This is a genomic window from Caulobacter sp. GW821-FHT12F03, assembly GCF_058806855.1.
On record NZ_JBXAQC010000001.1, the window covers coordinates 696,379 to 722,043 of the forward strand.

The window sequence follows — 25,665 nt, forward strand, 5'->3', positions numbered from 1 at the left end:
CCATGGGGCGCGGCTGCCTTACCGGCAGTCCACGAAAAAGCACTTTACTACACAAAGTGACGAGACTATCACCGGGTCACTGACCATGGGCCGGGAGAGGCTGTGATGACCGAAGAGAAAATCCAGACCCTGAAGGACGACATCGCCTTCATGCGCGCGCTGGCCCAGGAGGGGCAAAGCGCGCCGCTGCTCGGCGGATCGATCCTGGTCGCCGCCGGCGTGACGTTCGGCGTCGCCGGCGTCGTGCACTGGGCGGTGATGTCGAAACTGCTGAACATGCCGCAGCAGACGCTGTCCTTCGTCTGGCCGGCGGCGCTGGTCGTGTTCCTGGTGCTGCTGACCTGGCTGCGCCGGGGCGCCGATGGCCGTCCGGGCGCGCAGTCGCCGGGCAACCGCGCCTCGGGCGCGGCCTGGGCGGCGATGGGCTGGACCATCTTCGTCATCAGCCTGGCCATCGGCATCCTGTCCTGGCGCACGCAGAGCTACATTCCGGTCCTGATCTTCCCGCCGCTGATCCTCGGCCTCTACGGCATGGGCTGGAGCGTTGCGGCGGCCATGACGCACAAGCGCTGGATCTGGATGACGGCCCTGGGCTCCTACGCCGCCGCCCTGTTGGTCGCCTGGTTGTCGGTCGATCCGGTGGTCTATCTCGTCTATTCGGCCGCCCTGCTGCTGCTGATGGCGCTGCCGGGCTACATCCTGATGCGCCAGGAACCCTCGGACACGATTTGAGAAAGCCTTCGTCATGACCGACGGGTTCGACATCGACCGGATCGACGAGGTCATCCACGGCCGGATCCGGCTGGGGATCATGGCCTTCCTGTCCGGGGCGGGGACCGCCGACTTCAACACCCTCAAGGCCCGGTTGCAGGCGACCGACGGCAATCTCTCGGTCCATCTGCGCAAGCTGGAGGACGCCGGCTATGTGGCGGTGAACAAGACTTTCGTCGACCGCAAGCCGCTGACGACGCTCAGCCTCACCGACACGGGGCGCCAGGCCTTCACCGCCTACCTCGACGCCATCGGCAAGCTGGTCGAGGGGCGATAGGCCCTTGCCACCCGGTGCGACCGCGTTAGGTCCTACGGCATGACCCAGACACGCCGCACCCTGCTGGCCGGCTTCACGGCGCTCGCGGCCGGGATCGCGGCCGCCTGCTCGCCGCTGACGATGTTCGCCACCCTCGCGCCGAGGGACCCCGCCCGGCGCGGCGCCGCGGGCATCGCCTACGGTCCCGATCCGCGCCAGGCGCTCGACGTCTACACCCCCGCCATCCCGGCGCCGGGGCTGCCGGTGGCGGTGTTCTTCTACGGCGGATCGTGGGATTCCGGCCGGCGCGGCGACTATCGCTGGGTTGGTCAGGCGCTGGCCTCGCGCGGCTTCGTCGCCGTGGTCGCCGACTACCGGCTGTTTCCACAGGTCCGCTTCCCCGACTTCCTCGACGATTGCGCAGCGGCGGTGCGCTGGACGGCGGAGCACGCGGCGACCTACGGCGGCGACCCGTCGCACATCGTGCTCGTCGGCCACTCGGCCGGGGCCTACAACGCCATGATGCTGGCGCTCGACCCGTCGTACCTGCGGCGCGCGGGCGTGGATCCGGCGGTGATCCGCGGCGTCGCCGGCCTGGCCGGCCCCTACGACTTCCTGCCGCTCGACGGACCGGTCACCCGGCGAACCTTCGGCGAGGCGCCCGATCTCACCCTGACCCAGCCGGTGCGCTTCGCCGGCCCCGGCGCGCCGCCGGTGTTCCTGGCCACGGGCGAGGCCGACACGACCGTCTATCCGCGCAACAGCCGGGCGCTGGAAAAGGTCCTGCGCGCGGCCGGGGTCAAGGTCCAGGCCGAGTACTATCCGGGGGTCGATCACACCGACATCGTGCTGGCCCTCTCGCGTCCGCTGCGGGGGCGGGCCCCGGTGCTCGACCAGATGACCGCCTTCCTCAAGGCGGGCCTCTAGCGCCGGCGCGCCGCGCGCCTATCTGACGCCCATGCGTCTCAACCAGGTCACCGCGTCCGCCCGCGATCTCGCCGCCTCGATCGCCTTCTACGAAACCCTCGGCCTGCGGCTGATCGTGCGCAACGATCACTACGCGCGCTTCGAATGCCCCGACGCCGACGGCGGCGAGCCGCCGACGTTCTCGCTGCACCTCGCGCCGGACGCGCCGGGCGTCTCCGACACGGTGGTCTATTTCGAGGACGACGATCTCGACGCCACGGTCGCCCGCCTGAAGGCGGCGGGCCTTTCGTTCGACAGCGATCCGGCCGACCAGAGCTGGCAGTGGCGCGAGGCCCGGCTGCGCGATCCGTCGGGCAACTGCGTCTGCCTTTACCGGGCGGGGTCGATCCGCCGCTTTCCGCCCTGGCGTCTCGCCTAGTCCTGCGACGACCAGCCGTATTTAAGGATCACCGACAGGGTCCAGGCGTCCTTGCCGAGCGACTGCATGTCGTCCAGCCGCCAGCGTCCGCCCGATTTCTCCCAGAAGGTCCGGATTACCTGCGGTTCGCCGTCGTTCCGGAACCGGGTCGTGACGATCATCCGGTCCTCGCGGCCGTCGACGATCTCGCTGGTCAGCGACAGCTCGGTGAGGTTCCAGTCCTGCGAATTGGTCCATGGAAAGAAGTCGACCCGCCCGACCTCGCCGCCGGCGTCCTTCTGCATGTCCTTCCACAGGGCGGCCAGCCGCGGCGTGTAGAGGGCGTCCGGGTCGGTGTAGTCCTGGTCGCGGGACAGCCGGTCATAGACGCTGGCCACATAGACCGACGGGGCGTCGGTCAGGGCCTGGGCCCGGGCCATGGCGGGCGCAAGCAGGATCAGGACGGCGAGCAGGACGAAACGCATGTGACCCCCGGAAATGTCCGGCCACGCTGCGCCACGCTCCGCCCGCTGTCAAAGCGCGCCGAAAACCGCCGGTACCCGGTTCGGGCCAACCCGTTGGGATCGTTGTGGGAATTATGTGAAGGGCGCCGTACGGCCGCTATCTGAACGCCGTTCATGATGCGCCGCAATTGAACGGCAACCCCTTAGACGCTATATGCCGGGCCTCCAGCGCGGTCGCCGATTTTGTGCGGCGCCGCGAATTTTCCCGAGTAGAGGGACGACGCCATGCTGCTGACCATGATGAAGGCCAAGCTGCACCGCGCCACGGTGACCCAGGCTGACCTCGACTACGAGGGTTCGATCGCCATCGACCGCGATCTGCTCGACCAGTCCGGCATCCTGCCGCACGAGCAGGTGGATGTGCTCAACATCACCAACGGCGCCCGCTTCACGACCTACGCCATCGAGGCCCCGCGCGGGTCCAGGGTGATCGGCGTCAACGGCGCGGCCGCCCGCCTGGTGCAGAAGGGCGACAAGGTCATCGTCGTGACCTACTGCCAGCTGCCGGCGGAAGAGGCCCGCAACTACAATCCCAACGTCGTGCTGCTGGACGACAACAACCTCGTCAAGCACGCCGCCTGATCCAGAACATTGAGTGACGGCGCGTGATGGCGCAGGGTCCTTCCAACAGGAGGATTCCATGCGCACGCCCGTAACCCTGCTCGTCATCGCCGCCGCGTCCGTGGCGCTGGCCGCCTGTGAGCCGACCGGCCCCAAGGGCGTCGATTCCGAGCGGCTGACCGAAGCGGTCCGCAAGGCCGTCGGCGATCCCAACACCTGCGTCCTGATCGTCGAGAAGGTCTCGGCGAAGGTCGTCTTCCGCTACGGCGACTACACCACCTGCGCCACGGCCCGGCCGTCCTGCGACGGCGCCGGCACGATCACCACCGACGATCTGGCGAAACTGGCCGCCGCGGGCGACGCGCGCACGCTCAGCTGCGACGCGCCGGGCGAGGCCGGGGATCGGGTCGGCTGGGCCTCCGGACCGATCACCCCGACGCCGGGGACGGCCTATGGCGACCTCGCCTACGCCGCCAACATGCAGGGCCCCAGCGTTCTGCCCGGCCGCGAGATCAAGGTCCGCCTCGAGGGCGCCTTCCGCAAGGCGGGGATGTAGCAAGAAGGGGGTTAGGGATGAGGGGCTAGGGGCTGGATGCGCCCGCTAACCCCTAGCCCCTAGCCCCTGGTCCCTTCCTACTTCACCAGCTCGAACGTCGCGCTGATATCCACCCGCACCTTCAGCTCGCCGGCCTGGACCGGGGTCGACTCGGCCTTGTCCATGCGGGCCATGGCCAGCATCGGCATCGGCGCGGGCGGGCTGTAGCCGCCGCCTTCGCTGAGGGTCACCAGCCGCGCGACGCGATAGCCGGTTGCCCGGGCGTAGAGGTCGGCCTTGGCCTGCAGCGCCCTGACGGCGTCCAGACGGGCGGCGTCCTCGGCCGCGTCGCTGCTTTGCAGCCCGAACGAAATGCCGCCCAGCGAGTTGGCGCCGGCGTCGACCACCGCGTCGACCGCCTGGCCCAGCCGCGTCAGGTCGCGCACCACCACGGTCACCTGGTTGGACGCCTGGTAGCCGGTCAGCTTCGGCGGCAGGTTCTCCTGGTAGACATACTGCGGGCTCAGGCTCAGGCCGCTGGTCTGGATATCCTTGTCGGCGATGCCGCCCTTTTTCAGCGCGGCGATCACCTGCGTCATGCGCACGGCGTTCAGGCGCAGGGCCTCGGCGGCCGTCGGGGCCTCGGTCTGCACGCCGGTCGAGATGGTCGCCATGTCGGGCTTGCGGCTGACCTCGCCATAGGCGGACAGGCTCAGGGTGGTGGCGCGGAACAGGCTGTCGGCCGCCGGGGCGGGCGCCGACTGGGCCAGCGACGCGCCGGCCGCGGTGACGGTGATCAGCGCGCCGAGGGCGGCGGCGCGGAAGAGGGCTTTCATGACGGGTCTCCTGGGCGGGGAGGGTTGCGTGTCCCCGCCACGGTTGTGTTTGACGGATGCAACATGAACCGGAGCTTTAAGGCCTGTTCGGGGCATGGTAACCGGCCGACGCCGCTTCGGCGGGCCCGTAGCTCAATGGTTAGAGCCGACCGCTCATAACGGTCTGGTTGCAGGTTCGAGTCCTGCCGGGCCTACCAGCCTTCGCGCCGCACGCCGAGAGGCATTCCGCGCTGTCCGGTCAGGCTCAGGAGAGGCTCGCGGGGCGTCGGAAGGTCGATCCGCGGGACCGGAAAAATCTTCAATCTGCCCTGCTCGACCGGGCCGTCTGCCCTACGCGAGGCGCCTCCCCAGTTCGGGTGACGAATAATCGGGGGGGCGGCATTTAGGGCCTTCCAGTTCCCCGCGAGTACGAGAGGTTGCGCCATCCGTACGGGTCAGGCGGGACGAACCGCCGCAATGACCCCGCTCCGGCCGTGATGACCCCGTTTGAATCTGCCTCGGTCAGGCGGAGCAGGAGCGTCGCGTGCAAAACAGTCTTTCCGGTCCGACGACCGCGCTAACCGTTCCCGCCGTTGACGGTGGCCATCCCCTCAGGTTTGCCGGAACCGGCGGGCCCTCGGTCGCCTTCATTCCGGGGGTGGCCCAAACGAGCGGCGAACTCCTGGTCAACACGGCCGTGAACGGTGAGCAGAACGCCCAGAACGTCACCGGCCTCGCGAACGGAGGCTTTGTCGTCACCTGGCAGGATGTCAGCGGTGAGAACGGCGACACGAACTGCGCGATCCGGGCTCAGGTCTACACGGCAGCCGGGGTCCGGGTCGGCGTGGAGCTGTTGGTCAACACGGCGACCGTCAATCTTCAGGTCAACCCTATCGTCAAGGCCCTGCCCAACGGCGGCTTCCTGATCGCCTGGACGGACTACAGCGGCGGCGACGGGGGCGCAGGCGGCGACGTCTTCGATAGCGCCGTGAAGGCCCAGTTGTTTACGGCGGCCGGGGTGATGGTGGGCGCCGAGATCCTCGTCAACACGGCGACGGTCGGCGCCCAGGTCGACCCGCAGATGACCGCCCTGGCGAACGGCGGCTTCGTGATCGCGTGGGTCGACACGAGCATGGGGGCCGGCGGTGCATCGGGCGACAACAGCGGATCGGCCGTCAAGGCCCAGGTGTTCACCGCAGCGGGGGCGATGGTCGGAACGGAAATCCTCGTCAACACGGCCATCGAGAACGACCAGACGCTGTCCGAGATCACCGCGCTGTCGAACGGCGGCTTTGTGGTCACCTGGTACGACAACAGCCAAGGCGTCGGCGGCGCGGCGGGCGACACCAGCGGACTGGCCATCAAGGCCCAGGTGTTCGCGGTCGACGGCGCGGCGATCGGCGGAGAGATTCTCGTCAACACCGCCGTAGACGGCTTTCAGGAAATTCCGCACGCCATCGCGCTCGCGAATGGCGGCTTCGTGGTCACCTGGCAAGACGCCAGTGGTGTCGGCGGCGACACGAGCGGTCAGGCCATCAAGGCCCAGGTTTTCAGCGCCGCGGGCGCGATGATCGGCGTCGAAATCCTCGTCAACACGGCGACCGCGAACGCCCAGCAGAATCCGCAGATTACCGCCCTGTCGAACGGCGGCTTCGTGGTCGCCTGGACCGACTACAGTATGGGCTCCGGCGGCGCGACCGGGGACACTTTCGGCGCGGCGGTGAAAGCCCAGGTCTTCACGGCGGGCGGGGCGATGGTCGGGACGGAGATCCTGGTCAACACGGCGACCCTCGACGACCAGTCCATCCCCCGGATCACCGCCTTGTCGAACGGCGGCTTTGTGATCGTTTTCCGGGACGGCAGTCAGGGCGTCGGAGGCGCGTCGGGAGACAACAGCCTGAATGCCCTCAAGGCGCAGGTTTTCAACGCGGCCGGCGAACCGGTCGAGACCGAATTTCTCGTCAACACGGCGACGGACGACAACCAGGCCGATGCCCAGATTTCCGCGATGCCAAACGGGGGATTCGTGGTGACCTGGGTCGACGCCAGCCACGGTGTGGGCGGAGCGACGGGCGACGCCAGCAGCACGGCCGTCAAGGCCCGCGTGTTCAACGTCGGCCCGACGGCGGTCGAGCAGGTCGTCCTCGATCTCAAGAACACCGGTTTCACGGTCAGTGATCCGGACGCCGGAGACGCGCTGACCGTTACGCTGTCCACCACCTACGGCCGTCTGACGGCCACTGCCGGCGCCAGCGGCGCGGCCGTATCGGGATCCGGCACGGCTGTCCTGACCCTCACCGGGACCGCCGCCCAGATCGCCGCGCTGCTGAACAGCGACAGCGCCAGCACCTTCAGCTTTTACGCCGATACCGATTCACCGCCGGCGGCCGCGACCATCACCCTGGCGGCCGACGACGGCGCGGGGGGCGTGGCCTCGACCAGCCTGATCCTTCCGATCACCGATACGCCGGAGACCTCTCATGTTCCGACCCCCGGCGACGACGTTCTCACCGGGACGGCCGGCGCCGACACGATCCGCGCCCTCGACGGCGTGGACCTCATCGATGGCGGCGACGGAAATGACATTCTGGACGGCGGGGCTGGCGACGATACGCTGATCGGCGGAGCCGGCGCCGACTATCTGCGCGGCGGAACCGGCGCAGACATCATGGTCGGCGGAACGGGCAACGACACCTATGTCGTCACCGAAGCCGGGGATACGGCCGACGAGACCGGCGGAGACGGGCTTGATCTGGTGATCAGTTCGGTCGCGTTCACGCTCGGCGCAGGCCTGGAAAACCTGACCCTCGCTGCGCCGGGCGGCGCCATCAGTGGAACCGGCAACAGCCTGGACAATATCATTCTCGGCAACAGCGCGGCCAACACCCTGAGCGGTCTGGACGGCAATGACACCCTGTCCGGCGACGGCGGCGCCGACACCCTGAACGGCGGCGACGGCGCTGACAGCCTGGACGGCTCGGTCGGCAACGATATCCTGAATGGCGACGCCGGGACGGACAGTCTGCTCGGCGGGTCGGGCAACGACACGCTCGACGGCGGGTCCGAGGCGGACGCGATGACCGGAGGTCTCGGCAATGACGGCTATGTCGTCGATGACGCCGGCGACGCGGTCACCGAAGCGCTCGGGGAGGGGGCCGACAGCGTCTCCGCCTCGATCACCTACAGCCTGACCGCCAACGTCGAAAACCTGACCCTGACGGGTGGCAGCGACCTCAACGGAACCGGCAACGCCCTGAAGAACACGATCACCGGAAACGGCGGGGCCAACCTCCTGCACGGCGGCGGCGACATCGACACCGTCTCGGGTCTCGGCGGCGCCGACATCCTCTTCGGCGACGCCGGCAACGACGTCCTCGACGGCGGCCTCGACGACGATGTCCTGGTCGGCGGCGCGGGCTACGACCGGCTGACCGGCGGGGCGGGCGCGGATACGTTCAGCTTCACCAACCTCGACATTCATCTGTCCAGCGCCGGCGCGGGCCTTGTCGAAAAGGACACGATCGTCGACCTCAGCTTCGCGGCGGGCGACCGCATCGACCTGTCGGCCATTGACGCGAACACGGCTCTCGTCGGCGACCAGACTTTCACCTTCGTCGGCAGGTTCACCAAGCTGGCGGGGCAGGCGGTGATGGCTTTCAGCGGCGGGATCACGACCCTCCAGCTCGATGTCGACGGCGACGGCAGAACGGACTTCACCATCGCCATAAACGGGGACGTCACCGGTACGACCGCCAACCACTACACAGGCGCAGGAGACGTGAACGGCGGCTGGGTGCTCTGACCTCAACAAAGGGGGCGGAGGCTGACGCCACGTCCCCCCTACCCATCCCGATCCGCCGTCCCTAGGATCGTTGCCAACAACAACGCGCTCCCAGGACAGGACACCCGCCATGAAGACCCGCATCACCGAGATGTTCGGCATCGAGCACCCCATCATCCAGGGCGGCATGCACTTTGTCGGCTTCGCCGAAATGGCGGCGGCGGTGTCCAACGCCGGGGGCCTTGGCATCATCACCGGCCTGACACAGCGCACGCCGGACGATCTGGCCAGGGAAATCGCCCGCTGCCGCGAGATGACCGACAAGCCGTTCGGCGTGAACCTGACCTTCCTGCCGTCGGTCAACACGCCGGACTATCCGGGCTATGTGAAGGCGATCATCGAGGGCGGCGTGAAGGCGGTCGAGACCGCCGGCAACAACCCGGTCAAGTGGCTGCCGGCGCTGAAAGAGGCCGGCATCAAGGTGATCCACAAATGCACCTCGGTGCGCCACTCGCTGAAGGCCGAGTCGATCGGCTGTGACGCGGTCAGCGTCGACGGCTTCGAGTGCGGCGGCCACCCGGGCGAGGACGACGTCGGCAACTGGGTGCTGCTGCCCCGCGCGGCCGAGGAGCTGAAGATCCCGTTCGTCGCCTCGGGCGGCGTGGGCAACGGCGCCCAGCTGGTCGCGGCGCTGGCCATGGGCGCGGACGGCATCAACATGGGCACCCGCTTCATCGCCACGAAGGAGGCCCCGGTCCACCAGAACGTCAAGGACGCCATCGTCGCGGCCAGCGAGCTGGACACCCGCCTGGTCATGCGCCCGCTGCGCAACACCGAGCGCGTGCTGGTCAACGCCGGCGTCGAGCGCCTCCTCCAGAAGGAGAAGGAGCTCGGCTCCAACATCAAGTTCGAGGACATCATCGAGGAAGTCGCCGGCGTCTATCCGAAGATCATGATCGAGGGCGACATGGACGTCGGGGCCTGGTCCTGCGGCATGGTCGCGGGCCTGATCCACGACATCCCGACCTGCAAGGAGCTGATCGACCGCATCATGGCCGACGCCCACCAGATCATCAGCCAGCGGCTGGCGAAGTTCGACGCCTCCTGACCGGGCCGGACAGGGGGACCGCTTCCGGCGTGGCCGGTCGCTGTCCCCCTGCTGCCCTGCCAGCAGGGAACCGCTTCGTTTCGCGAAGCAGTCCCCTGAAAACGCGCGACTTGCCTTCCCCAACGAGAGAGCGATTAGGTCGCCGCGTTCACTGACAGGACCGGTTCCATGAAGCTTGATTCCTCCATCTCCGCGGTCATCACCGGCGGCGCCTCCGGCCTCGGCGCGGCGACTGCCCGCCGCCTCGCCGCCGACGGCGTCAAGGTCGCCATCTTCGATCTCAACGAGGAGCTGGGCGAAGCCCTGGCGAAGGAACTGGGCGGGGTCTTCTGCAAGGTCAACGTGGCCTCCAGCGAAGAGGTCGACGCCGGCTTCGCCAAGGCCCGCGCGGCGATCGGCCAGGAGCGCATCCTGGTCAACTGCGCCGGCGTCGGCGGCGGGGCCAAGACGGTCAGCCGCGACAAGCAGACCGGAGAGATCAAGGAATATCCGCTCGACAACTTCGAGCGCATCGTCGGCATCAACCTGATCGGCACCTTCCGCTGCATCACCAAGAGCGCGGCCGGCATGCTGACGCTGGAGCCGATGGAAGACGGCGAGCGCGGCGCGATCGTCAACACCGCCTCGGTCGCGGCCGAGGACGGCCAGATCGGCCAGGTGGCCTACACCGCCTCCAAGGCCGGCATCGTCGGCATGACCCTGGTCATCGCCCGCGACCTGGCCAGCGAGTCGATCCGGGTGAACACCATCCTGCCGGGCATCTTCGACACCCCGCTGTTGGGCCGCGCGCCAGAGCATGTGAAGGCCGGCCTGGCCGCCCAGGTGCCCAACCCGCGCCGTCTGGGCATGCCCGAGGAGTACGCCCACCTGGCGCACACCATGATCACCAACGGCTATTTCAACGGCGAAGACGTCCGTCTCGACGGCGCCATCCGCATGACCCCCCGCTGACTTTCAACGCTTTCAGACCCATCCCCTCCGAAGGAACATGACCATGAGTGAAGCCTGGATCATCGACGCCGTCCGCACCCCGCGCGGCATCGGCAAATACGGCAAGGGCGCCCTGTCCGAGATGCACCCGCAGCAGCTGGGCGCGGCCGTGCTCAAGGCGCTGGCCGAGCGCAACAAGATCAACACCGCCGAAGTCGACGACGTGATCTGGGGCTGCAGCAGCCAGCGCGGCCCGGCCTCGGGCGACCTCGGCCGCATGTCGGCGCTGGACGCCGGCTATGACGTCCGCTCCAGCGGCGTGACCCTCGACCGCTTCTGCGGCTCGGGCATCACCACGGTCAACTTCGCCGCCTCGACCATCATGGCCGGCATGTCCGACATGGTCGTGGCCGGCGGCTGCGAAATGATGTCGATGCCGAACCGTCGCTCGCCGGAAGACGGCCCGCCGACCATGGACAACGGCAACCTGCGCCTGCGCGCCAAGCACCCGCAGTCGCACCAGGGCATATGCGCCGACGCCATCGCCACCATGGAAGGCATCAGCCGCGAAGCCCTCGACGCCCTGGCCCTGACCAGCCAGCAGCGCGCCGCGGTGGCCATCGCCGAGAACCGCTTCGCCAAGAGCCTGATCCCCGTCTACAAGGAAGACGGCACGCTGGCCCTCGACCACGAGGAATTCCCGCGCCCGCAGACGACCGCCGAAGGCCTCGCGGCCCTCAAGCCCTCGTTCGAGGCCCTGGCCGACGTGCCGCTCGACGCCAACGGCACCACCTTCCGCAAGCTGATCACGGCGGTCTATCCCGACCTCGACCTGAAGTTCTTCCACCACGCCGGCAACAGCTCGGGCGTCGTGGACGGTTCGGGCGCCCTGCTGCTGACCTCGCCGGCCTACGCCAAGGCCAACGGCATGACGCCGCGGGCCCGCGTGGTCGCCATGGCCAACATGGGTGACAGCCCCACGCTGATGCTCAACGCCCCGGTCCCGGCGGCCCGCAAGGCGCTGGCCAAGGCCGGCCTGACGGTCGAGGACATCGACCTGTGGGAAATCAACGAAGCCTTCGCCGTCGTGGCCGAGAAGTTCATCCGCGACCTGAAGCTCGACCGCACCAAGGTCAACGTCAACGGCGGCGCCATGGCCCTCGGCCACCCGATCGGCGCCACCGGCTCGATCCTGATCGGCACGATGGTCGACGAGCTGGAGCGGACCGGCAAGCGCTACGGCCTGATCACCATGTGCGCCGCCGGCGGCATGGCCCCGGCCATCATCATCGAGCGCATGTAAGACGATTGCCGCTTCCCTTCCGGGGAGACGGCGTGGAGGGGCCCGCTCGGATCGAGCGGGCCCCTTCTGCGTTCAGGCCGCCGGAACAATTCCCCGCCGCCGTCCGTTCGCCTTCCACGACCAACCGGAGGCTGGACCATGGGACGCGGAATTCTGCTGTGGCTGCTGGGGGTTCCGATCCCCGTGATCATCCTGCTCGCCATCTTCTGGCACTGACCGGAGGACGCGGCGCATGACCGACTACACAATTTCCGACGGGCCGGGCGTCGCCCCGTCCTCGGCCGTCTCCGGGTCCGCCGTGGCGGCCGGGGTCTTCGTCGCCCTGGCGGTGACGATCATTCTCGTCAGTCTCGGCGCCGGGTTCGGCCTGGCCGCCGCCTCGCCCTGGACCCTGGCCCGCGACGCCGGCGCGATCGGCGCCCTGGCCGGGATCTGGCTGGTGCTGGTGCAGTGGCTGGCCTCGGCCGCCGGCGGCTATCTGACCGGCCGCCTGCGCACCCGCTGGATCGGCACGCATGAGCATGAGGTCTTCTTCCGCGACACGGCGCACGGCTTCCTGACCTGGTCCGCCGCCACGGTGCTGGTCGTCGCCCTGGCCGGGCTGGCCGGCGGCAAGGCCGCCGACGTCGCCGCCCAGGCCGTCGCGCCCGACCACGCCTATGACGCCGACGCCATCTACCGGTCGGCCGGCGTCGACCCGGCGACCACGGCCCCGGCGCGGGCCGAGGCCGAACGCGTGCTGGCGATGGCGCTGGCCACGGGCCGGCTCGACCCGGACGACCGCGCCTGGCTCGTCGCCTCCGCCTCGGCGCGCAGCGGCATTACTCCCGCCGAGGCCGAGCGCCGCATCAACCGCGCGCTCGAACGTGACCAGAAGATCGTCGCCGACGCCAAACAGGCGGCGGACGACGCTCGCAAGGCGGCCTCACGCCTGGCCATGCTGACGGCCCTGTCGCTGGTCATCGGCGCCTTCATCGCCAGTGTCGCGGCGGCGCTCGGCGGTCGGGAGCGCGACAAGCACCCGTGATCGACGCCCCTCCGCTCGTCCCCGTTCCGGCGGGGGAGGGCGGGGGCATGAAGCGCCTCGTTCAGGCGTCGGCCACGGCCAGCACGTGATCCCACTCCGCCTCGGTCACCGGCTGCACCGACAGCCGGAATGAGGTGATCAGGCTCATCTTTTCCAGCGCCGGATCGGCCTTGGCCTCGGCCAGGGTGAAGGGCCGCTTCAGCGGCGCCACGGCCTTCAGGTCGACGCAGCGGAATACGCCCTTGGCGTCGGTCGGGTCGATGTAGGCCTCGCGGATCACCTCGGCGATCCCGACGATCTCCTTGCCGGCCTGCGAGTGGTAGAAGAACACCTGGTCGCCGAGCCGCATGGCCATCAGGTTCAGCTTGGCGGTGTGGTTGCGCACGCCGGTCCATGGCTCGCCCGTCTCTCCGGTCGCCACCAGGTCGTCCCATGAGAAGACGTCCGGTTCGGACTTCACCAGCCAGTACGCCATCGCTCGCTCCTTCGCCGCGGTCCCTATATCCCCGACATGGGCGCAGGGTTCAACGATCTGGCCTTGTCCGTGCGCCGATCCCGCCGGCGGCGGCTCGACCGCGCGTCGCCGCCGGGGCTAGTCTCGCCGGGTCGGGGTCGGAATGGATCTCCCAGCCGGGACGTCCGGACCCGCGATTATCGGAGTGCTCATGCCCCTGGATCTCATCCAGCGTCTTGGACTGGCCCTGGCCGTCGGGCTGATGTTCGGCGTCGAGCGCGGCTGGCGGGCCCGTGACAGCCGCGAGGGCGGCCGCACGGCGGGCGTCCGCACCTACGCCCTGAGCGGCCTCCTGGGCGGGGTCACTGGGGTTCTCGGCCATACCCTCGGCGGCTGGGTCTTCGCCAGCCTGGCGTTGCCCTTCGCCGCGGCCTTCATCCTGTTCAAGCACCGCGAGCAGATGGCGGACAAGGACTACTCGGTGACCGCCGTGGTGGCCGCCCTGCTGGTGTTCGCTCTCGGCGCCTACGCGATCGTCGGCGACGGGCGGGTCGTGGCGGCCGTGGCGGTGGTGGCCGTCGGCCTGCTGGCGTTCAAGGAGGCCCTGCACGGCTGGCTCGCGCGGCTTACCTGGCCGGAGCTGCGCAGCGCCCTGATCCTTCTGGCGATGAGCCTGGTCGCGCTGCCGCTGTTGCCCAACCGGGGATACGGCCCCCACGGGGCGTTCAATCCCTATGAGCTGTGGCTGCTGACGATCGCCGTGGCCGGCGTGTCGTTCACCGCCTATGTGGCCATACGGGTGTTCGGCGCCGCGCGCGGACTGCTGCTGGCCAGCATCGCCGGCGCCCTGGTCTCGTCGACGGCGGTGACCTTCAATCTGGCCCGGCGGGAAAAGGCTTCCCCCAACGCCCTGGCCCATGCCGGCGCGGCCCTGGCGGCCGGCGCGGTGATGGCGGCGCGGCTCTGTGTCATCGCCGCCATCCTGTCGCCCGTCCTGCTGGCGCGTCTGCTGCCGCCTCTGGCCGCCTTCGCCGGCCTTTCGGCGGCGCTGGCCCTGGCCGCGACCTGGCGGGCCGCGCGGAACGGCGACGCTCCGGCCGAGTCGCCGATGAAGAGCCCGCTCGACCTCGACGTGGTGTTCAAGTTCGCCGTCGTTCTGGGACTGGTCATGGCCGCAGGCCGGATCCTCGCCGGAACCTGGGGCGCGGCCGGACTGCTGCCGTTCTCGGCCCTGGCCGGGCTGGCCGACGTGGATGCCGTGGCCCTGACCACCGCCCGGATGACGGCGCAGGGCCTCGACCCGAGGCTGGGCGCCTGGGCCATCCTGCTGGCGGCGGGCGCCGACAGCGCCTCCAAGGCGGTGATCGCGACGGTCGTCGGCGGCCCGCGCCTGGGCGCCCTGTTCGCCGGCGGGACGCTGCTCGCCGCCGCCGGCGGGGCGGCCGCCTGCTGGGCCCTGGGCCTGGGATGATCGCGCGCCGGGTCTGGGATCGGGCGCCGCGATCGCCTATATCCCCGGCATGGCCGAAGCCTTCAACGACCTGACCCTGTCCGCCGACCGCGAGGCCCGCTACGCCGAGGTCGCCGCCGAGATCGCCTCGGTGCTGGACGGCGAGCCGAACCTGACCGCCCGCATGGCCACGGTCGCGTCGATGCTGGCCGCCAGTTTCGACCACTACTTCTGGACCGGCTTCTATGTGGTCGATCCGGACAGGCCGAACGAGCTGATCGTCGGCCCTTACCAGGGCACGCTCGGCTGCCTGCGCATCGCCTTCGGCCGCGGCGTCTGCGGCGCGGCGGCGGCGACCGGCCAGACGCAGCTTGTGCCGGATGTGCACGCTTTTCCGGGCCATATCGCCTGCGACAGCCGTTCGGCGAGCGAGGTCGTGGTCCCGGTTTTCGGCCCGGACGGGTCGCTGATCGCGGTGTTCGACGTCGATTCCGACCGTCCCGCGGCTTTTGACGACATCGACGCCCGCTGGCTCGAACGGATTCTCGCGGCGGTATTCAGCGGTTAAGGCGCGGCCCGCTACTTGCTTGATCGGGGGTGAATTCCCTTACCGGGACAAGGTTTGTCCCCAGATTGAGCCGCTGACCCCATGCTGAACGCCCGCACCGTCCACCCTTCCGATCTGACGGCAGACGAAATCGCCGCCTGGGAAGCGCTGGTCGCGGCCGAGCCCGCCTTCGGCAATCCGCTGCTGGGCCCGGACTTCGCCAGGGCCGTCGGCGCCGTGCGCGAGGACGCGCGCGTGACGGTCTATCGCGACGGCGAGCGGGTCGTCGGCTTCCTGCCGCATCACCGCCGCCCGGGCGGCATGGGCCGTCCGCTGGGCGCGCCGTTGTCGGACTACCACGCCCTGATCGCCGGCCCCGTCGCGGGCCTGACGGGTCCGCGCGCCCTGGCGCTGGCGGGCCTCAGCGCCTGGCGCTTCACCGGCCTGATCGACCCGCACGGCGTGTTCGCCGACACCGAGCAGGGCCAGACGTCCGGCTATTCGATCACCCTCAACGAGCCGCCGGAGGCCTACCTCGAGCGCCTGCGCGCCGCCTCGGCCAAGCGGTTCAAGAACTGGCGCCGGCTCGACAGCAAGCTCGAGCGCGAGGTCGGCCCCGTGCGCATGGAGGCGAGCGCCGATCCGGCCGTCTACCAGCGGATCATGGACTGGAAGCGCGAGCAGCTGGTACGCACCGGCGTGGCCGACTTCCTGCGCCCCGACTGGACCCGCGCGCTGCTGGCCAATCTCGCCGCCGGCCAGGGCGCCCTGCGCGGGCTGACCCTGACGATGTGGGCCGGCGACACCCTGGTGGCGGGCCACTTCGGCGTGACGCGAAACGGCTGGTACCACCCGTGGGTCGCCTCGACGAACCCGGACCTCGGCGAATACTCGCCCGGCCAGACCTTCCTCATGCGGGCCATCGCCGCCATGCCGGGCCTCGGCCTGACGGTCTACGACCTGGGGCCCAGCCACGACCACTACAAGAGACACTACGCCGCCCCGGCCCAGGTGGTCGGGGAGGGGACGGCGGCCGCCGCGACCCCCGCCGGAATGCTGGCGGGGGGGCGCGAGCGGGTCTGGACAATGGCCGGCGCCCGGCGCGACGGTCTGGTCGGCAGCCTGCGCCGCCGTCTGGACGCCATCGCGGTGACCGAACTGTCGACCGCCGGGCGGGTGCGGGGCTTTGTCGACGCGGTGGCGGCCCAGCCGCGCCGCCGTCTGGCGATGGAGGGCGACCAGGGCTGATGGGCGCGACGATCAGCATCGTCATCCCGACCCAGCGCCGGCCGGCGGGGCTGGCGCTCGCCATGCGCTCGGCCCTGGCCCAGACCGGCGTCGATCCCGCCACCCTCGAACTGATCGTCGCCGACAACGACCAGCAGCCCAGCGCCCGGCTGGCCGTGGAGTCGGCCGCGAAGACCGCGCCGTTCCCGGTGCGCTATGTCCATGTGCCCGAAGCCGGCGTGGCCAATGTGCGTAACGGCGCGCTGAAGGTCGCCCAGGGCGGCCTTATCGCCTTCCTCGATGACGACGAGGAGGCCCCCGCCGGCTGGCTGGCCGCCCTGCTGGACGCCATGACCCGCTATGAGGCCGACGTGGTCTTCGGCCCCGTCCAGGCCCGCGCGCCGGAGACGGTCACGGCCCACCGCGCCTATCTCGAGCGCTTCTTCTCCCGCGAGGGGCCGGCGATGGCCGGCCTGATGCCGGGCTATTTCGGTTGCGGCAACAGTCTGCTGAAGCGGGCCTCCCTGCCTGATCCGGTCAGCCCGTTCAGCACCCTGCGCAACCAGATCGGCGGCGAGGACGACATGCTGTTCGGTCATATGCAGGCCGCCGGCGCGCGTTTCGCCTGGGCGCCCGACGCGATGGTCTGGGAAGACCCGGTCCCCGACCGCCTGACCCTGCGCTACACGCTGGCCCGCGCCTTCGCCTACGGCCAGGGGCCCACCGCCCACTGCGCCGCGGCCAACCCGCCGGACCGCAAGGGCGTGGCCATCTGGATGCTCATCGGCCTGGCCCAGGCGGCCGTCTTCGGCGCGGTGGCCGCCGTCAAATGGCTGATCCGTGCGCCGGACCGGGCCCAGGCGCTCGACCGCGCGGCCCGCGGCCTCGGCAAGACCTTCTGGTTCGGCCCCTTCAAGATCAACTTCTACGGACGCAGCGCATGACCATCATCCGCGACTGGACCCCGGACAAGTCCCACGCCTTCGGCAAGGAGGTGCTGACATTCAGCCACGATCTGCACAGCCGTCCGATGTTCGACGACGCCGGCCTGGCCGACCTGCTCGACCGATACCCGCGCGAGAAGCTGGGCGTCTTCACCATGGGCGAGGACCCGCGCGAGTGGCGCACCTGGCGGCGCGGCGTGGCCGGGAATCTCTCCGGCAAGGTCCTGCTGCGGATGGCGAAGGAAGGCCGCATCTGGCTGAACCTGCGCGCCACGAACGACTACCTGCCGGACTACGCGGCCCTGGCCGACGAGGTGTTCGCCGAGAAGGAAGCCCAGGTTCCGGGCCTGCGCACGCTCAAGCGGGATCTCGGCGTGCTGATCAGCTCGCCCAACGCCCAGGTCTTCTACCATCTGGACGTGCCGATGGTGTCGCTCTGGCAGATCCGCGGCGTGAAGAACGTCTGGGCCTATCCGGTCGAGGATCCCTATGTCGGCCCCGAGGCGCTGGAGGCCATCGTGCTGCGCGAGACGGCCGAGCAGTTCGCCTTCGACCCCGCCTGGGACGCCGGCGCGGCGAAGGTCGAGCTGACCCCCGGCCGCATGCTGACCTGGCCGCAGAACGCCCCGCACCGCATCGAGAACGGGCCGATGCTCAATGTCTCGCTGTCGATGGAGTTCATGACCCCCTCGGCGCTGATGCGGGCCAACGTGATCTACGCCAACGGCCTGCTGCGCCGCCGTCTCGGCGCCGACCCCAGGATACAGCCGGGCTTCTCGCCCGCCGGCCTCGCCAAGGTCGCCGCCGCCCGCGCCGCCAAGGCGCTGAAGCTGCAGAAAGCTCATGAGCGGGTGCTGCCGGTGACGTTCAACCTGGAAACCGAAGTACCGGGGCTGAGCAAGCGGGCGGCGTAGGCGCAGCACCAAACCCCGTCATCCTCGCCCTTGTGGCGAGGACCCCTCGCTCCGCCGCAGGGGCGGGGATCCAGCCTGACGGGCTCGCAACACGTCGAGAGGGGGCCTCGGCACAGGGCCCAGGATGACGGACGGTTTGTCCCTTGCCCGAACCCCCTGATCGCTCCAAATGGTCGGGATGACCGGCCCCCGCACCATTGACCTGACCGGCGAAGCCGCCGCCGACGCCCGCGCCCTGCGGGACGCCTTCGGCTGTTTCACCACCGGGGTGACCGTCGTCACCACGCTCGACGGCCAGACGCCGGTCGGCTTCACGGCCAACAGCTTCGCCTCGGTTTCGCTCGACCCGCCGCTGGCGCTGATCTGCGTCGGCAACGAGGCCAGCTGCCTGCCGGCCCTGACGGCCAGCGGCGTGTTCGTGGTCAATGTGCTGCATGTCGACCAGCAGGCCCTGGCCGCCCAGTTCGCCCGCCGCGGCGCCGACCGGTTCGCGGGCGTCACCCCGGAGACCTGGCATACCGGCGCCCCGGTGCTGCCCGGCTGCATGGCCAACTTCGAGTGCCGCACGGAACAGACCATCGAGGCCGGCGATCACCGCATCCTCGTCGGCCGCATCCTCAAGGTCCACCACGACGCCGACCACGAGCCGCTGGTCTATCTGCGCGGCGGGTACCGGAAGGTGCACACCGATTAGGGCGTAGGGCGTAGCAAGAGGGGCCAGGGATTAGGGACTAGGGGCTAGTAGGTCGGCGCGTTCGCCGCCACCTCGCTCGACTACTCCCTAGCCCCTGGCCCCTAATCCCCAGCCCCTTCCCCCTGACGTTGGGTCATACTTGGCGCGGGCCGTTCGAAGGCTTAAGTGACGCTCACGTAAACGAAAACCTGATCAGGGAGATACCCCATGGGTGAAGCCTATATCGTCGCCGCCGGCCGTACCGCGGGCGGTCGCAAGGGTGGCCGTCTGAGCGGGGTTCATCCCGCCGACCTCGCCGGCGAAGTCCTCAAGGCGCTCGTCGCGCGCACGGGCGCCGACCCGGCCACCGTTGAAGACGTCATCATGGGCTGCGTCGGCCAGGGCGGCGAACAGGCCGTCAACATCGCGCGCAACGCGGTGCTGGCCAGCGGCTTCCCGGAAAGCGTCCCGGCCACCTCGGTCGACCGCCAGTGCGGCTCCTCGCAGCAGTCGCTGCACTTCGCGGCCCAGGCCGTGATGTCGGGCGCCATGGACTGCGTCATCGCCGCCGGCGTCGAGAGCATGAGCCGCGTGCCCATGGGCAGCCCCTCGATCCTCGCGATGAAGGCCGGCATGGGCAACTACATGAGCCCGAACATGCAGGAGCGCTATCCGAACATCCAGTTCAGCCAGTTCGCCGGCGCCGAGATGATCTCGAAGAAGTACGGCTTCACCAAGGACCAGCTCGACGAGTACGCCTACGCCAGCCACCAGAAGGCCATCGCGGCCACCAAGGCCGGCCACTTCGACAAGGAAATCGTCGGCGTCGAGATCACCCTCGCGGACGGCACGAAGGAAACCCACGTCATTGACGAGGGGATCCGCTTCGACGCCAGCCTGGAAGGCATCAAGGGCGTGAAGCTGCTGCAGGAAGGCGGCACGGTCACGGCCGCGACCTCCAGCCAGATCTGCGACGGCGCCTCGGGCCTGCTGGTCGTCAACGAAGCCGGCCTCAAGCGCCTCGGCGTCGAGCCGCTGGCCCGCGTGCACCACATGACCGTCACCGCCGGCGACCCCGTGGTGATGCTCGAGGAGCCGGTGTTCGCCACCCAGAAGGCCCTCAAGAAGGCCGGCATGAAGATCAGCGACATCGACCTGTACGAAGTCAACGAAGCCTTCGCGCCCGTGCCCCTGGCCTGGCTGCAGGGCAACGACGCCGACCCGGACCGTCTGAACATCTCGGGCGGCGCCATCGCCCTCGGCCACCCGCTGGGCGGCTCCGGCGCCAAGCTGATGGCCACCCTGATCCACAACCTGCGCCGCACCGGCAAGCGCTACGGCCTGCAGACCATGTGCGAAGGCGGCGGCCTGGCCAACGTGACGATCGTCGAAGCGCTCTGATCCAGACGCTCTGACGCAAACGGAAAGGGCCGCTCACCGGAAGGTGGGCGGCCTTTTTTCGTTGCGGCTACAAACCCCGTCATCCTCGCCCTTGTGGCGAGGACCCCTCTGGACGTGTCGCGAGCAGATCAAGCTGGATTCCCGTTCGTGCGGCTGAACGAGGGATCCTGGGCACAGGGCCCAGGATGACGGCAGGTCTCAAACCAGCCGTGGCCCCGGGACCCATTCCGCGATGGCGGGATACAGGTCGTCCCAATGCGGGTTGTCCCGCTCTATCAGGTTGATCTTCCACTCGCGCGGCCAGCGCTTGAGCGACTTCTCGCGCTGGATTGCTCCGATCATGCTTTCCCTCGGCTCGTACCAGACAAGGCGCTTGAGCCCGTATTTCCGGGTGAAGCCGGGATAGATGCCTTCGCGATGCTGAACGATGCGGCTGAGGAATCGGCTGGTCACGCCGATGTAGATCGTCCCGTGGTAGCGGTCCGACATCATGTAAACGGCGATGAAGCTTTCGCGCGTAACCATGGGTTGAAAATATCCCATACTCGCGCCAGATTCAATCCCGTCATCCTCGCCCTTGTGGCGAGGCCCCCTCTGGACGTGTCGCGAGCCCTTCAGGCTCGAGCACCGCCCGTGCGGCCGAACGAGGGGTCCTGGGCACAAGGCCCAGGATGACGAAGCTGTTGTAGTTGTGCGTTATTTTTCAGCACTCACCCGCCACACCACGTTCCCAACATCGTCGGCCACCAGCAGCGCGCCGGCGTGGTCGACGGCGACGCCGGCGGGGCGGCCCATGGCCTGGCCCTTGGCGTCGAGGAAGCCGGTCAGGAAGTCCTGCGCCGCGCCGTTGGGCCTTCCGCCGGCGAACGGCACGAACACCACCTTGTAGCCGCTGACCGGCTTGCGGTTCCACGAGCCGTGCTGGCCGATGAAGGCGCCGCCCTGGTAGGCCGCGGGGAAGGGGCCCGCCGCATAGAAGGCCAGCCCCAGCGAGGCGGTGTGCGCCCCCAGGGCGTAGTCGGGGACGATCGCCTTCGCCACCATGTCCGGCCGCTGCGGCTGCACCCGCGCGTCGACATGCTGGCCGTAGTAGCTCCACGGCCAGCCGTAGTGGCCGCCGTCCTTCACGCTGGTCATGTAGTCGGGCACCAGGTCGTTGCCGAGCATGTCGCGCTCGTTGACCGTGGTCCACAGCGCCCCGGTCGCCGGTTCGAACGCCAGGCCGTTGGGGTTGCGCGTGCCCGAGGCGAACACCCGCAGCGCCTTGGTCGCCAGGGTCAGCTCGAGGATGTTGGCCCGGTTGGTCTCGGCCGCCATGCCGCCCTCGGCGATGTTGGAGTCCGAGCCGACCGTCACATACAGCTTGGTCCCGTCCGGCGTGGCCAGGATGTTGCGCGCCCAGTGCATGTTCGGCGCGTTGGCCGGAAGGTCGACCACCTTGCCGCCCCTGGCCGTGATCGCCGTCGCGCCGGCCGTGTAGGGGAAGGCCATGATGCTGTCGGTATTGGCCACATAGAGGGTGTCGCCCACCAGCGAGACGCCGAACGGCGAGTTCAGCCCGGTCAGGAAGGTCGACTTCACCTCGGGAACGCCGTCGCCGTTGGCGTCGCGCAGCAGCAGGATGGTGTTGGGGCTGGCCACGCCCGCGCCGCCGCGCTTCATCATCCAGCCGGCGACGAGGTCGGTGATCCCCTTCTTCGGCCGCGGCGGGGAGTTGCTCTCGACCACCAGCACGTCGCCGTTGGGCAGCACATACAGCCAGCGCGGATGGTTCAGCCCGTCGGCGAACCGCGTCACGGTGAACCCGGCCGGGGCGACCGGCGCCCCGCCCGCCGGCCAGCCGACGGCTTTGGCCGGGTTGAGCAGCGGGATCGGCCCGTTCGGGTCCGGCGCGGTCAGCTTGACGTTCGCGCCATAGGTCGCCGAGGCGGGCAGGTCGCTGCCCTTGCCGCAGGCGGCGAGCGCGAGCAGCGCGGCCGACAGGGCGGCGAACTTTGCGGAGCGGTTCATGATGGCGTTTCCCCAGCCGGTTTTTCCGGTGAGGATATGGCGCGGAGGGGGGCGGGGGCTAGGGGGAAGCAAGAGGGGCTAGGGATTAGGGGCTAGGGATTAGGGGCTAGGGATTAGTGAGCGCTGCGTCCGCCGCCACCGGACCCAACTAGCCCCTAGCCCCTAGCCCCTAATCCCTGGCCCCTACAGCCCGTCCAGCTGGATATGAATCTCCCCATCCCCGCCCACGGCCACGACGATGCGCTGGCCGTCCTCGCCGAGGGCGTAGCGGCGGCCGTTCGACACGGCCGACAGCCGGCCGGCGATCCAGCGGTCGCCCTCGGCCACGGCCAGACGCACGCCGCCGGCCTCGGCGGGCAGGCTGATGACATAGCGGCCGGCGTCCAGATGGTGGAATACCACGGTCCCGCCGGCGCCCGCGGCCACGGCGGCCACCGGCCCGGCGCAGCTGTCCTTCTCGAGCTCGACGGTCAGCGCCGGCCGCGCCCAGGCCGCCGGCCCCGCCAGCGCGGCGACGGCCGCGCAGACGGCCCCCAGCCTGATCATTCCCCTGGTCATGATGCCCGCCCCCGTTGGTGGGCCGAGCTTAGGCAAAACACCGGTCTCGCGGAAGCCCCGCCCTTTGACCTCCGTCAACGCCCCCGCCGCCCACCGCCCGCACCCTGCGCGGCGAACCGGAGCGCGCCATGGACGTCCTCGAAGCCCTCGCCACGCGGCGCACCTGCCGCGCCTTCCTGCCGACGCCCGTGCCGCGCGAGGCGGTCGAGACCATCCTGACCGCCGCCGGCCGCGCGCCCTCGGGCGGCAACCTGCAGCCCTGGCGGGTCTGGGCCCTGGCGGGCGCGCCGCTCGACGGCCTGCGCGCCACGGTCCTCTCGAAGATCGACGGCGGCCAGATGATCGACGGCGACTACGAGTACCTGATCTATCCGCCCAGCCTGAAGGAGCCCTACCTCACCCGCCAGTTCCGCAACGGCGAACAGCTCTACGGCGCGATGAACATCGCCCGCGACGACGCCGCCGGCCGCATGCTGCAGTTCCGCCGCAACTTCGAACTGTTCGGCGCCCCGGTCGGCCTGTTCTTCGCCATCGACCGCACGATGGGCCAGGCCCAGTGGTCGGACCTCGGCATGTACATCCAGTCGGTCCTGCTGGCCGCCACGGCCATGGGCCTGCAGTCCGCCGCCCTCGAGTCTTGGTCCCTCTGGCACCGCACGACGCGCGCGTACCTGGACATGCCCGAGGACCTGATCATGTTCTGCGCCGTAGCCCTCGGCCACGCCGACCCGGACGACCCGGTCAACGCGGTCAGGGCCGAACGGGCCCCGCTGGACGAGGTGGCGGTGATCAGGGGGTTCTGAGGCCGAGAGGGGTCCCCAAGAACCCCACTAAACTCCGCTCATCCCGGCGAAGGCCGGGACCCAGGCTTTTTTGAAATCTCAACGCGCCCGTCCGACTGGCGCGCGGTGCGTGCCTGACCCATGGGCCGAGGCCCTGAAAACCCCTGGGTCCCGGCCTTCGCCGGGATGAGCGGAGAGGGGGAGGGACCCGCGCGTTCCTTCCCATCAGGGAAGGGAGCGGTCCCTTCATCTCATGCAGGTCAGCGTGCCGGACGGGCCAGGTTGGTCAAGGGTGGGCCCTGCGGGCCCATCGCTCCGCGACGCGAAGCGCCCTTGAGCAACCTGACCCGCCCGGCGAGAATCTCTTCATGAGATGAAGGGCGGGGTGGGTGTGCTTGAGAGCGAACTCAACGAGCTCAGTGCGTCAGGGTGGAGAATGTAGTTGGCGCAACCGGAAGAACATAGTAAGAACGATCGGGCGGTTTCGCTTCTCCCGAGTCCGGAAGTCGGCGATCCTGCTCAAGAGATTCGCGCTGCGTATGGATTGGAGCTGAACGCTTGAAGGTCGCCGGTCTGTTCGCGGGAATTGGGGGGCTGGAAGTAGGCTTGGCCGCATCCGGTCACGAGGCCTTGATGCTCTGCGAAATCTGGCAGCCGGCTCGTGCTGTGCTCGCCGCGAAGTTTCCCGATGTGCCATGCGAGGCGGATGTCCGGGCTCTCAAGTCGCTTCCAGACGAGGTCGAGCTGCTGGTCGGCGGCTTCCCTTGCCAGGACCTGAGTCAGGCCGGGAGAACGGCAGGCATCGGCGGCGAGCGTTCAGGGCTGGTCGATCAGATTTTCCGGTTGCTGGACGATCGTCGGGTTCAATGGGTCGTTCTGGAAAACGTGTCGTTTATGTTGGCCCTTGATCAGGGCCGCGCGATGCACACGCTCGTCGATGCGTTCGAATCTCGCGGGTATCGGTGGGCCTATCGTGTGGTCAACACGCAGGCGTTCCTGCCGCAGCGCCGCAACCGGGTGCTGTTTGTGGCTACCTGCACCGACGCGGACCCTGCTGATGTCGTCCTGATAGACGAAGCGGCGCCCCAATCAGGCGCGCAGCCACTCGATAGCTGCGCGCACGGCTTCTACTGGACTGAAGGTATTCGTGGCCTCGGATGGGCGCAGGACGCCATTCCCACGCTCAAGAACGGTTCGACGATCGGGATTCCGTCTCCGCCCGCGATCCTGCTTCCCGATGGACAGGTCGTAACGCCGGATATCCGCGATGCCGAGCGGCTTCAGGGGTTCGAAGAAGACTGGACCTTGCCCTCTGTCGAAGGTTTTCGGCCCTCCATTCGCTGGTCTTTGGTGGGTAACGCGGTCTCGACCCCCGTCGCTCGCTGGCTTGGGGAGAAGCTCGCCAAGCCGGGCAAGTATGATCCAGCGCGCGATAGACCGCTGCGGGCTTCTGGCTCATGGCCATCGGCTGCAAGGTTTGACGGTCAGGCGCGACGCGCGGTCGAGATCGGCGCATTTCCGGTTTGGAATGACCGGCCCGCCCTGACGGATTTTCTTCGCTATCCAGGAAAGCCGTTGTCCATTCGGGCGACCAAGGGGTTTCTTGAACGCACGGAGCGAAGTTCCCTGCGATTTGTTCCGGGTTTTCAGGACCGCATCCGGGCTCACCTCGTCGCTGTGTCGGCGGCGCAAGGTGACGCCTACACGCCGATGGCCGCGGAATAGGGCCTCAGCCCCGAAGGTCCCGGGAAATCCCGACCAGCCGCCAGT

26 protein-coding genes and 1 tRNA gene are annotated in these 25,665 nt (G+C 69.2%); 21 read left to right on the forward strand and 6 right to left on the reverse strand.

Annotated features, from left to right (window positions below; all coding sequences use genetic code 11):
- The first annotated feature begins 105 nt into the window (after positions 1-105).
- The 4 genes from AC1RN0_RS03380 to AC1RN0_RS03395 are packed head-to-tail and all read left to right on the forward strand — an operon-like array spanning position 106 to position 2,372.
- Positions 106-732 carry a hypothetical protein gene (locus AC1RN0_RS03380; protein WP_492786016.1) on the forward strand — a complete coding sequence of 209 codons (627 nt, stop codon included), beginning with the start codon at positions 106-108 and terminating at the stop codon, positions 730-732.
- 13 nt (positions 733-745) lie between these two features.
- Positions 746-1,048 (forward strand): winged helix-turn-helix domain-containing protein, encoded by a 303-nt coding sequence (locus AC1RN0_RS03385; protein WP_492786017.1) that lies wholly within the window; start codon positions 746-748, stop codon positions 1,046-1,048.
- A gap of 39 nt (positions 1,049-1,087) precedes the next feature.
- Positions 1,088-1,954 carry an alpha/beta hydrolase gene (locus tag AC1RN0_RS03390; RefSeq protein WP_492786018.1) on the forward strand — a complete coding sequence of 289 codons (867 nt, stop codon included), beginning with the start codon at positions 1,088-1,090 and terminating at the stop codon, positions 1,952-1,954.
- A 31-nt stretch (positions 1,955-1,985) separates the two neighbouring features.
- Positions 1,986-2,372, forward strand: a complete 387-nt coding sequence (locus AC1RN0_RS03395; protein WP_492786019.1) for a VOC family protein — start codon at positions 1,986-1,988, stop codon at positions 2,370-2,372.
- Here AC1RN0_RS03395 and AC1RN0_RS03400 read toward each other — a convergent pair.
- A complete protein-coding gene (locus AC1RN0_RS03400; RefSeq protein ID WP_492786020.1) occupies positions 2,369-2,836 on the reverse strand; it encodes a YqhG/Tai3 family protein in 468 nt (155 codons plus the stop codon). The genes AC1RN0_RS03395 and AC1RN0_RS03400 overlap by 4 nt on opposite strands.
- 264 nt (positions 2,837-3,100) lie before the next feature.
- Here AC1RN0_RS03400 and panD point away from each other — a divergent pair, with 264 nt between their 5' ends.
- Together panD and AC1RN0_RS03410 are read left to right on the forward strand one after the other, a co-directional pair.
- Positions 3,101-3,457 carry an aspartate 1-decarboxylase gene (panD, locus tag AC1RN0_RS03405; protein ID WP_492786021.1) on the forward strand — a complete coding sequence of 119 codons (357 nt, stop codon included), beginning with the start codon at positions 3,101-3,103 and terminating at the stop codon, positions 3,455-3,457.
- 58 nt (positions 3,458-3,515) lie between these two features.
- Positions 3,516-3,992: a hypothetical protein gene (locus tag AC1RN0_RS03410; protein WP_492786022.1), complete on the forward strand. Its 477-nt coding sequence runs from the start codon at positions 3,516-3,518 to the stop codon at positions 3,990-3,992.
- A gap of 77 nt (positions 3,993-4,069) precedes the next feature.
- On the opposite strand, the gene AC1RN0_RS03415 is transcribed toward AC1RN0_RS03410, so the two are convergent.
- Positions 4,070-4,807, reverse strand: coding sequence for an SIMPL domain-containing protein (locus AC1RN0_RS03415; RefSeq protein WP_492786023.1), 738 nt, complete (start codon positions 4,805-4,807; stop codon positions 4,070-4,072).
- A gap of 121 nt (positions 4,808-4,928) precedes the next feature.
- Here AC1RN0_RS03415 and AC1RN0_RS03420 point away from each other — a divergent pair.
- From AC1RN0_RS03420 to AC1RN0_RS03445, 6 genes are all read left to right on the forward strand, one after another.
- Positions 4,929-5,004, forward strand: a tRNA-Ile gene (locus AC1RN0_RS03420).
- Between the two features lie 440 nt (positions 5,005-5,444).
- Positions 5,445-8,588, forward strand: coding sequence for a beta strand repeat-containing protein (locus AC1RN0_RS03425; RefSeq protein WP_492786024.1), 3,144 nt, complete (start codon positions 5,445-5,447; stop codon positions 8,586-8,588).
- Positions 8,589-8,697: 109 nt separating this feature from the next.
- Positions 8,698-9,675: an NAD(P)H-dependent flavin oxidoreductase gene (locus AC1RN0_RS03430; RefSeq protein ID WP_492786025.1), complete on the forward strand. Its 978-nt coding sequence runs from the start codon at positions 8,698-8,700 to the stop codon at positions 9,673-9,675.
- Positions 9,676-9,843: 168 nt separating this feature from the next.
- Positions 9,844-10,626 carry an SDR family NAD(P)-dependent oxidoreductase gene (locus AC1RN0_RS03435; RefSeq protein WP_492786026.1) on the forward strand — a complete coding sequence of 261 codons (783 nt, stop codon included), beginning with the start codon at positions 9,844-9,846 and terminating at the stop codon, positions 10,624-10,626.
- 43 nt (positions 10,627-10,669) lie between these two features.
- On the forward strand, positions 10,670-11,908 hold the full coding sequence (locus AC1RN0_RS03440) for an acetyl-CoA C-acetyltransferase (protein WP_492786027.1): 1,239 nt from the start codon (positions 10,670-10,672) through the stop codon (positions 11,906-11,908).
- Positions 11,909-12,140: 232 nt separating this feature from the next.
- Positions 12,141-12,935, forward strand: a complete 795-nt coding sequence (locus AC1RN0_RS03445; RefSeq protein ID WP_492786028.1) for a hypothetical protein — start codon at positions 12,141-12,143, stop codon at positions 12,933-12,935.
- Between the two features lie 61 nt (positions 12,936-12,996).
- Here the strand turns inward: AC1RN0_RS03445 and AC1RN0_RS03450 are convergent, their stop codons facing one another.
- Positions 12,997-13,410 (reverse strand): EVE domain-containing protein, encoded by a 414-nt coding sequence (locus AC1RN0_RS03450; RefSeq protein ID WP_492786029.1) that lies wholly within the window; start codon positions 13,408-13,410, stop codon positions 12,997-12,999.
- A gap of 190 nt (positions 13,411-13,600) precedes the next feature.
- Here AC1RN0_RS03450 and AC1RN0_RS03455 point away from each other — a divergent pair, with 190 nt between their 5' ends.
- From AC1RN0_RS03455 to AC1RN0_RS03485, 7 genes are all read left to right on the forward strand, one after another.
- The gene (locus AC1RN0_RS03455) at positions 13,601-14,860 is read left to right on the forward strand and encodes an MgtC/SapB family protein (protein WP_492786030.1); all 1,260 of its coding nucleotides are present in this window, start codon (positions 13,601-13,603) and stop codon (positions 14,858-14,860) included.
- A gap of 49 nt (positions 14,861-14,909) precedes the next feature.
- Positions 14,910-15,407, forward strand: a complete 498-nt coding sequence (locus tag AC1RN0_RS03460) for a GAF domain-containing protein (protein ID WP_492786031.1) — start codon at positions 14,910-14,912, stop codon at positions 15,405-15,407.
- Positions 15,408-15,488: 81 nt separating this feature from the next.
- Positions 15,489-16,634, forward strand: a complete 1,146-nt coding sequence (locus AC1RN0_RS03465; protein ID WP_492786032.1) for a GNAT family N-acetyltransferase — start codon at positions 15,489-15,491, stop codon at positions 16,632-16,634.
- Entirely contained in the window at positions 16,634-17,557 is a 924-nt protein-coding gene (locus AC1RN0_RS03470) for a glycosyltransferase family 2 protein (RefSeq protein ID WP_492786033.1), read from the forward strand. Before AC1RN0_RS03465 ends, AC1RN0_RS03470 begins: the two co-directional genes overlap by 1 nt.
- Positions 17,554-18,471 (forward strand): hypothetical protein, encoded by a 918-nt coding sequence (locus AC1RN0_RS03475; protein ID WP_492786034.1) that lies wholly within the window; start codon positions 17,554-17,556, stop codon positions 18,469-18,471. Before AC1RN0_RS03470 ends, AC1RN0_RS03475 begins: the two co-directional genes overlap by 4 nt.
- Before the next feature lie 178 nt (positions 18,472-18,649).
- Entirely contained in the window at positions 18,650-19,165 is a 516-nt protein-coding gene (locus AC1RN0_RS03480; RefSeq protein WP_492786035.1) for a flavin reductase family protein, read from the forward strand.
- Positions 19,166-19,372: 207 nt separating this feature from the next.
- Positions 19,373-20,545, forward strand: a complete 1,173-nt coding sequence (locus AC1RN0_RS03485) for an acetyl-CoA C-acetyltransferase (protein WP_492786036.1) — start codon at positions 19,373-19,375, stop codon at positions 20,543-20,545.
- 198 nt (positions 20,546-20,743) lie between these two features.
- On the opposite strand, the gene AC1RN0_RS03490 is transcribed toward AC1RN0_RS03485, so the two are convergent.
- From AC1RN0_RS03490 to AC1RN0_RS03500, 3 genes are all read right to left on the reverse strand, one after another.
- The gene (locus AC1RN0_RS03490; RefSeq protein WP_492786037.1) at positions 20,744-21,070 is read right to left on the reverse strand and encodes a GIY-YIG nuclease family protein; all 327 of its coding nucleotides are present in this window, start codon (positions 21,068-21,070) and stop codon (positions 20,744-20,746) included.
- Between the two features lie 171 nt (positions 21,071-21,241).
- On the reverse strand, positions 21,242-22,555 hold the full coding sequence (locus AC1RN0_RS03495; protein ID WP_492786038.1) for a PQQ-dependent sugar dehydrogenase: 1,314 nt from the start codon (positions 22,553-22,555) through the stop codon (positions 21,242-21,244).
- Positions 22,556-22,738: 183 nt separating this feature from the next.
- Entirely contained in the window at positions 22,739-23,113 is a 375-nt protein-coding gene (locus AC1RN0_RS03500) for a hypothetical protein (protein ID WP_492786039.1), read from the reverse strand.
- A gap of 128 nt (positions 23,114-23,241) precedes the next feature.
- Here AC1RN0_RS03500 and AC1RN0_RS03505 point away from each other — a divergent pair, with 128 nt between their 5' ends.
- On the forward strand, positions 23,242-23,916 hold the full coding sequence (locus AC1RN0_RS03505) for a nitroreductase (protein WP_492786040.1): 675 nt from the start codon (positions 23,242-23,244) through the stop codon (positions 23,914-23,916).
- A 537-nt stretch (positions 23,917-24,453) separates the two neighbouring features.
- Entirely contained in the window at positions 24,454-25,620 is a 1,167-nt protein-coding gene (locus AC1RN0_RS03510) for a DNA cytosine methyltransferase (protein ID WP_492786041.1), read from the forward strand.
- The last annotated feature ends 45 nt before the right edge of the window (positions 25,621-25,665 follow it).

Bases quoted from the DNA above. Each gene is read 5' to 3' on its own strand.
- AC1RN0_RS03410 (WP_492786022.1), top strand. From the start codon at position 3,516: ATGCGCACGCCCGTAACCCTGCTCGTCATCGCCGCCGCGTCCGTGGCG.
- AC1RN0_RS03460 (WP_492786031.1), top strand. From the start codon at position 14,910: ATGGCCGAAGCCTTCAACGACCTGACCCTGTCCGCCGACCGCGAGGCC.
- panD (WP_492786021.1), top strand. From the start codon at position 3,101: ATGCTGCTGACCATGATGAAGGCCAAGCTGCACCGCGCCACGGTGACC.
- AC1RN0_RS03435 (WP_492786026.1), top strand. From the start codon at position 9,844: ATGAAGCTTGATTCCTCCATCTCCGCGGTCATCACCGGCGGCGCCTCC.
- AC1RN0_RS03455 (WP_492786030.1), top strand. From the start codon at position 13,601: ATGCCCCTGGATCTCATCCAGCGTCTTGGACTGGCCCTGGCCGTCGGG.
- AC1RN0_RS03465 (WP_492786032.1), top strand. From the start codon at position 15,489: ATGCTGAACGCCCGCACCGTCCACCCTTCCGATCTGACGGCAGACGAA.
- AC1RN0_RS03445 (WP_492786028.1), top strand. From the start codon at position 12,141: ATGACCGACTACACAATTTCCGACGGGCCGGGCGTCGCCCCGTCCTCG.
- AC1RN0_RS03500 (WP_492786039.1), bottom strand. From the start codon at position 23,113: ATGACCAGGGGAATGATCAGGCTGGGGGCCGTCTGCGCGGCCGTCGCC.
- AC1RN0_RS03475 (WP_492786034.1), top strand. From the start codon at position 17,554: ATGACCATCATCCGCGACTGGACCCCGGACAAGTCCCACGCCTTCGGC.
- AC1RN0_RS03415 (WP_492786023.1), bottom strand. From the start codon at position 4,807: ATGAAAGCCCTCTTCCGCGCCGCCGCCCTCGGCGCGCTGATCACCGTC.
- AC1RN0_RS03430 (WP_492786025.1), top strand. From the start codon at position 8,698: ATGAAGACCCGCATCACCGAGATGTTCGGCATCGAGCACCCCATCATC.
- AC1RN0_RS03395 (WP_492786019.1), top strand. From the start codon at position 1,986: ATGCGTCTCAACCAGGTCACCGCGTCCGCCCGCGATCTCGCCGCCTCG.
- AC1RN0_RS03485 (WP_492786036.1), top strand. From the start codon at position 19,373: ATGGGTGAAGCCTATATCGTCGCCGCCGGCCGTACCGCGGGCGGTCGC.
- AC1RN0_RS03490 (WP_492786037.1), bottom strand. From the start codon at position 21,070: ATGGTTACGCGCGAAAGCTTCATCGCCGTTTACATGATGTCGGACCGC.
- AC1RN0_RS03480 (WP_492786035.1), top strand. From the start codon at position 18,650: ATGACCGGCCCCCGCACCATTGACCTGACCGGCGAAGCCGCCGCCGAC.
- AC1RN0_RS03440 (WP_492786027.1), top strand. From the start codon at position 10,670: ATGAGTGAAGCCTGGATCATCGACGCCGTCCGCACCCCGCGCGGCATC.
- AC1RN0_RS03495 (WP_492786038.1), bottom strand. From the start codon at position 22,555: ATGAACCGCTCCGCAAAGTTCGCCGCCCTGTCGGCCGCGCTGCTCGCG.
- AC1RN0_RS03470 (WP_492786033.1), top strand. From the start codon at position 16,634: ATGGGCGCGACGATCAGCATCGTCATCCCGACCCAGCGCCGGCCGGCG.
- AC1RN0_RS03380 (WP_492786016.1), top strand. From the start codon at position 106: ATGACCGAAGAGAAAATCCAGACCCTGAAGGACGACATCGCCTTCATG.
- AC1RN0_RS03400 (WP_492786020.1), bottom strand. From the start codon at position 2,836: ATGCGTTTCGTCCTGCTCGCCGTCCTGATCCTGCTTGCGCCCGCCATG.
- AC1RN0_RS03450 (WP_492786029.1), bottom strand. From the start codon at position 13,410: ATGGCGTACTGGCTGGTGAAGTCCGAACCGGACGTCTTCTCATGGGAC.
- AC1RN0_RS03390 (WP_492786018.1), top strand. From the start codon at position 1,088: ATGACCCAGACACGCCGCACCCTGCTGGCCGGCTTCACGGCGCTCGCG.
- AC1RN0_RS03385 (WP_492786017.1), top strand. From the start codon at position 746: ATGACCGACGGGTTCGACATCGACCGGATCGACGAGGTCATCCACGGC.
- AC1RN0_RS03505 (WP_492786040.1), top strand. From the start codon at position 23,242: ATGGACGTCCTCGAAGCCCTCGCCACGCGGCGCACCTGCCGCGCCTTC.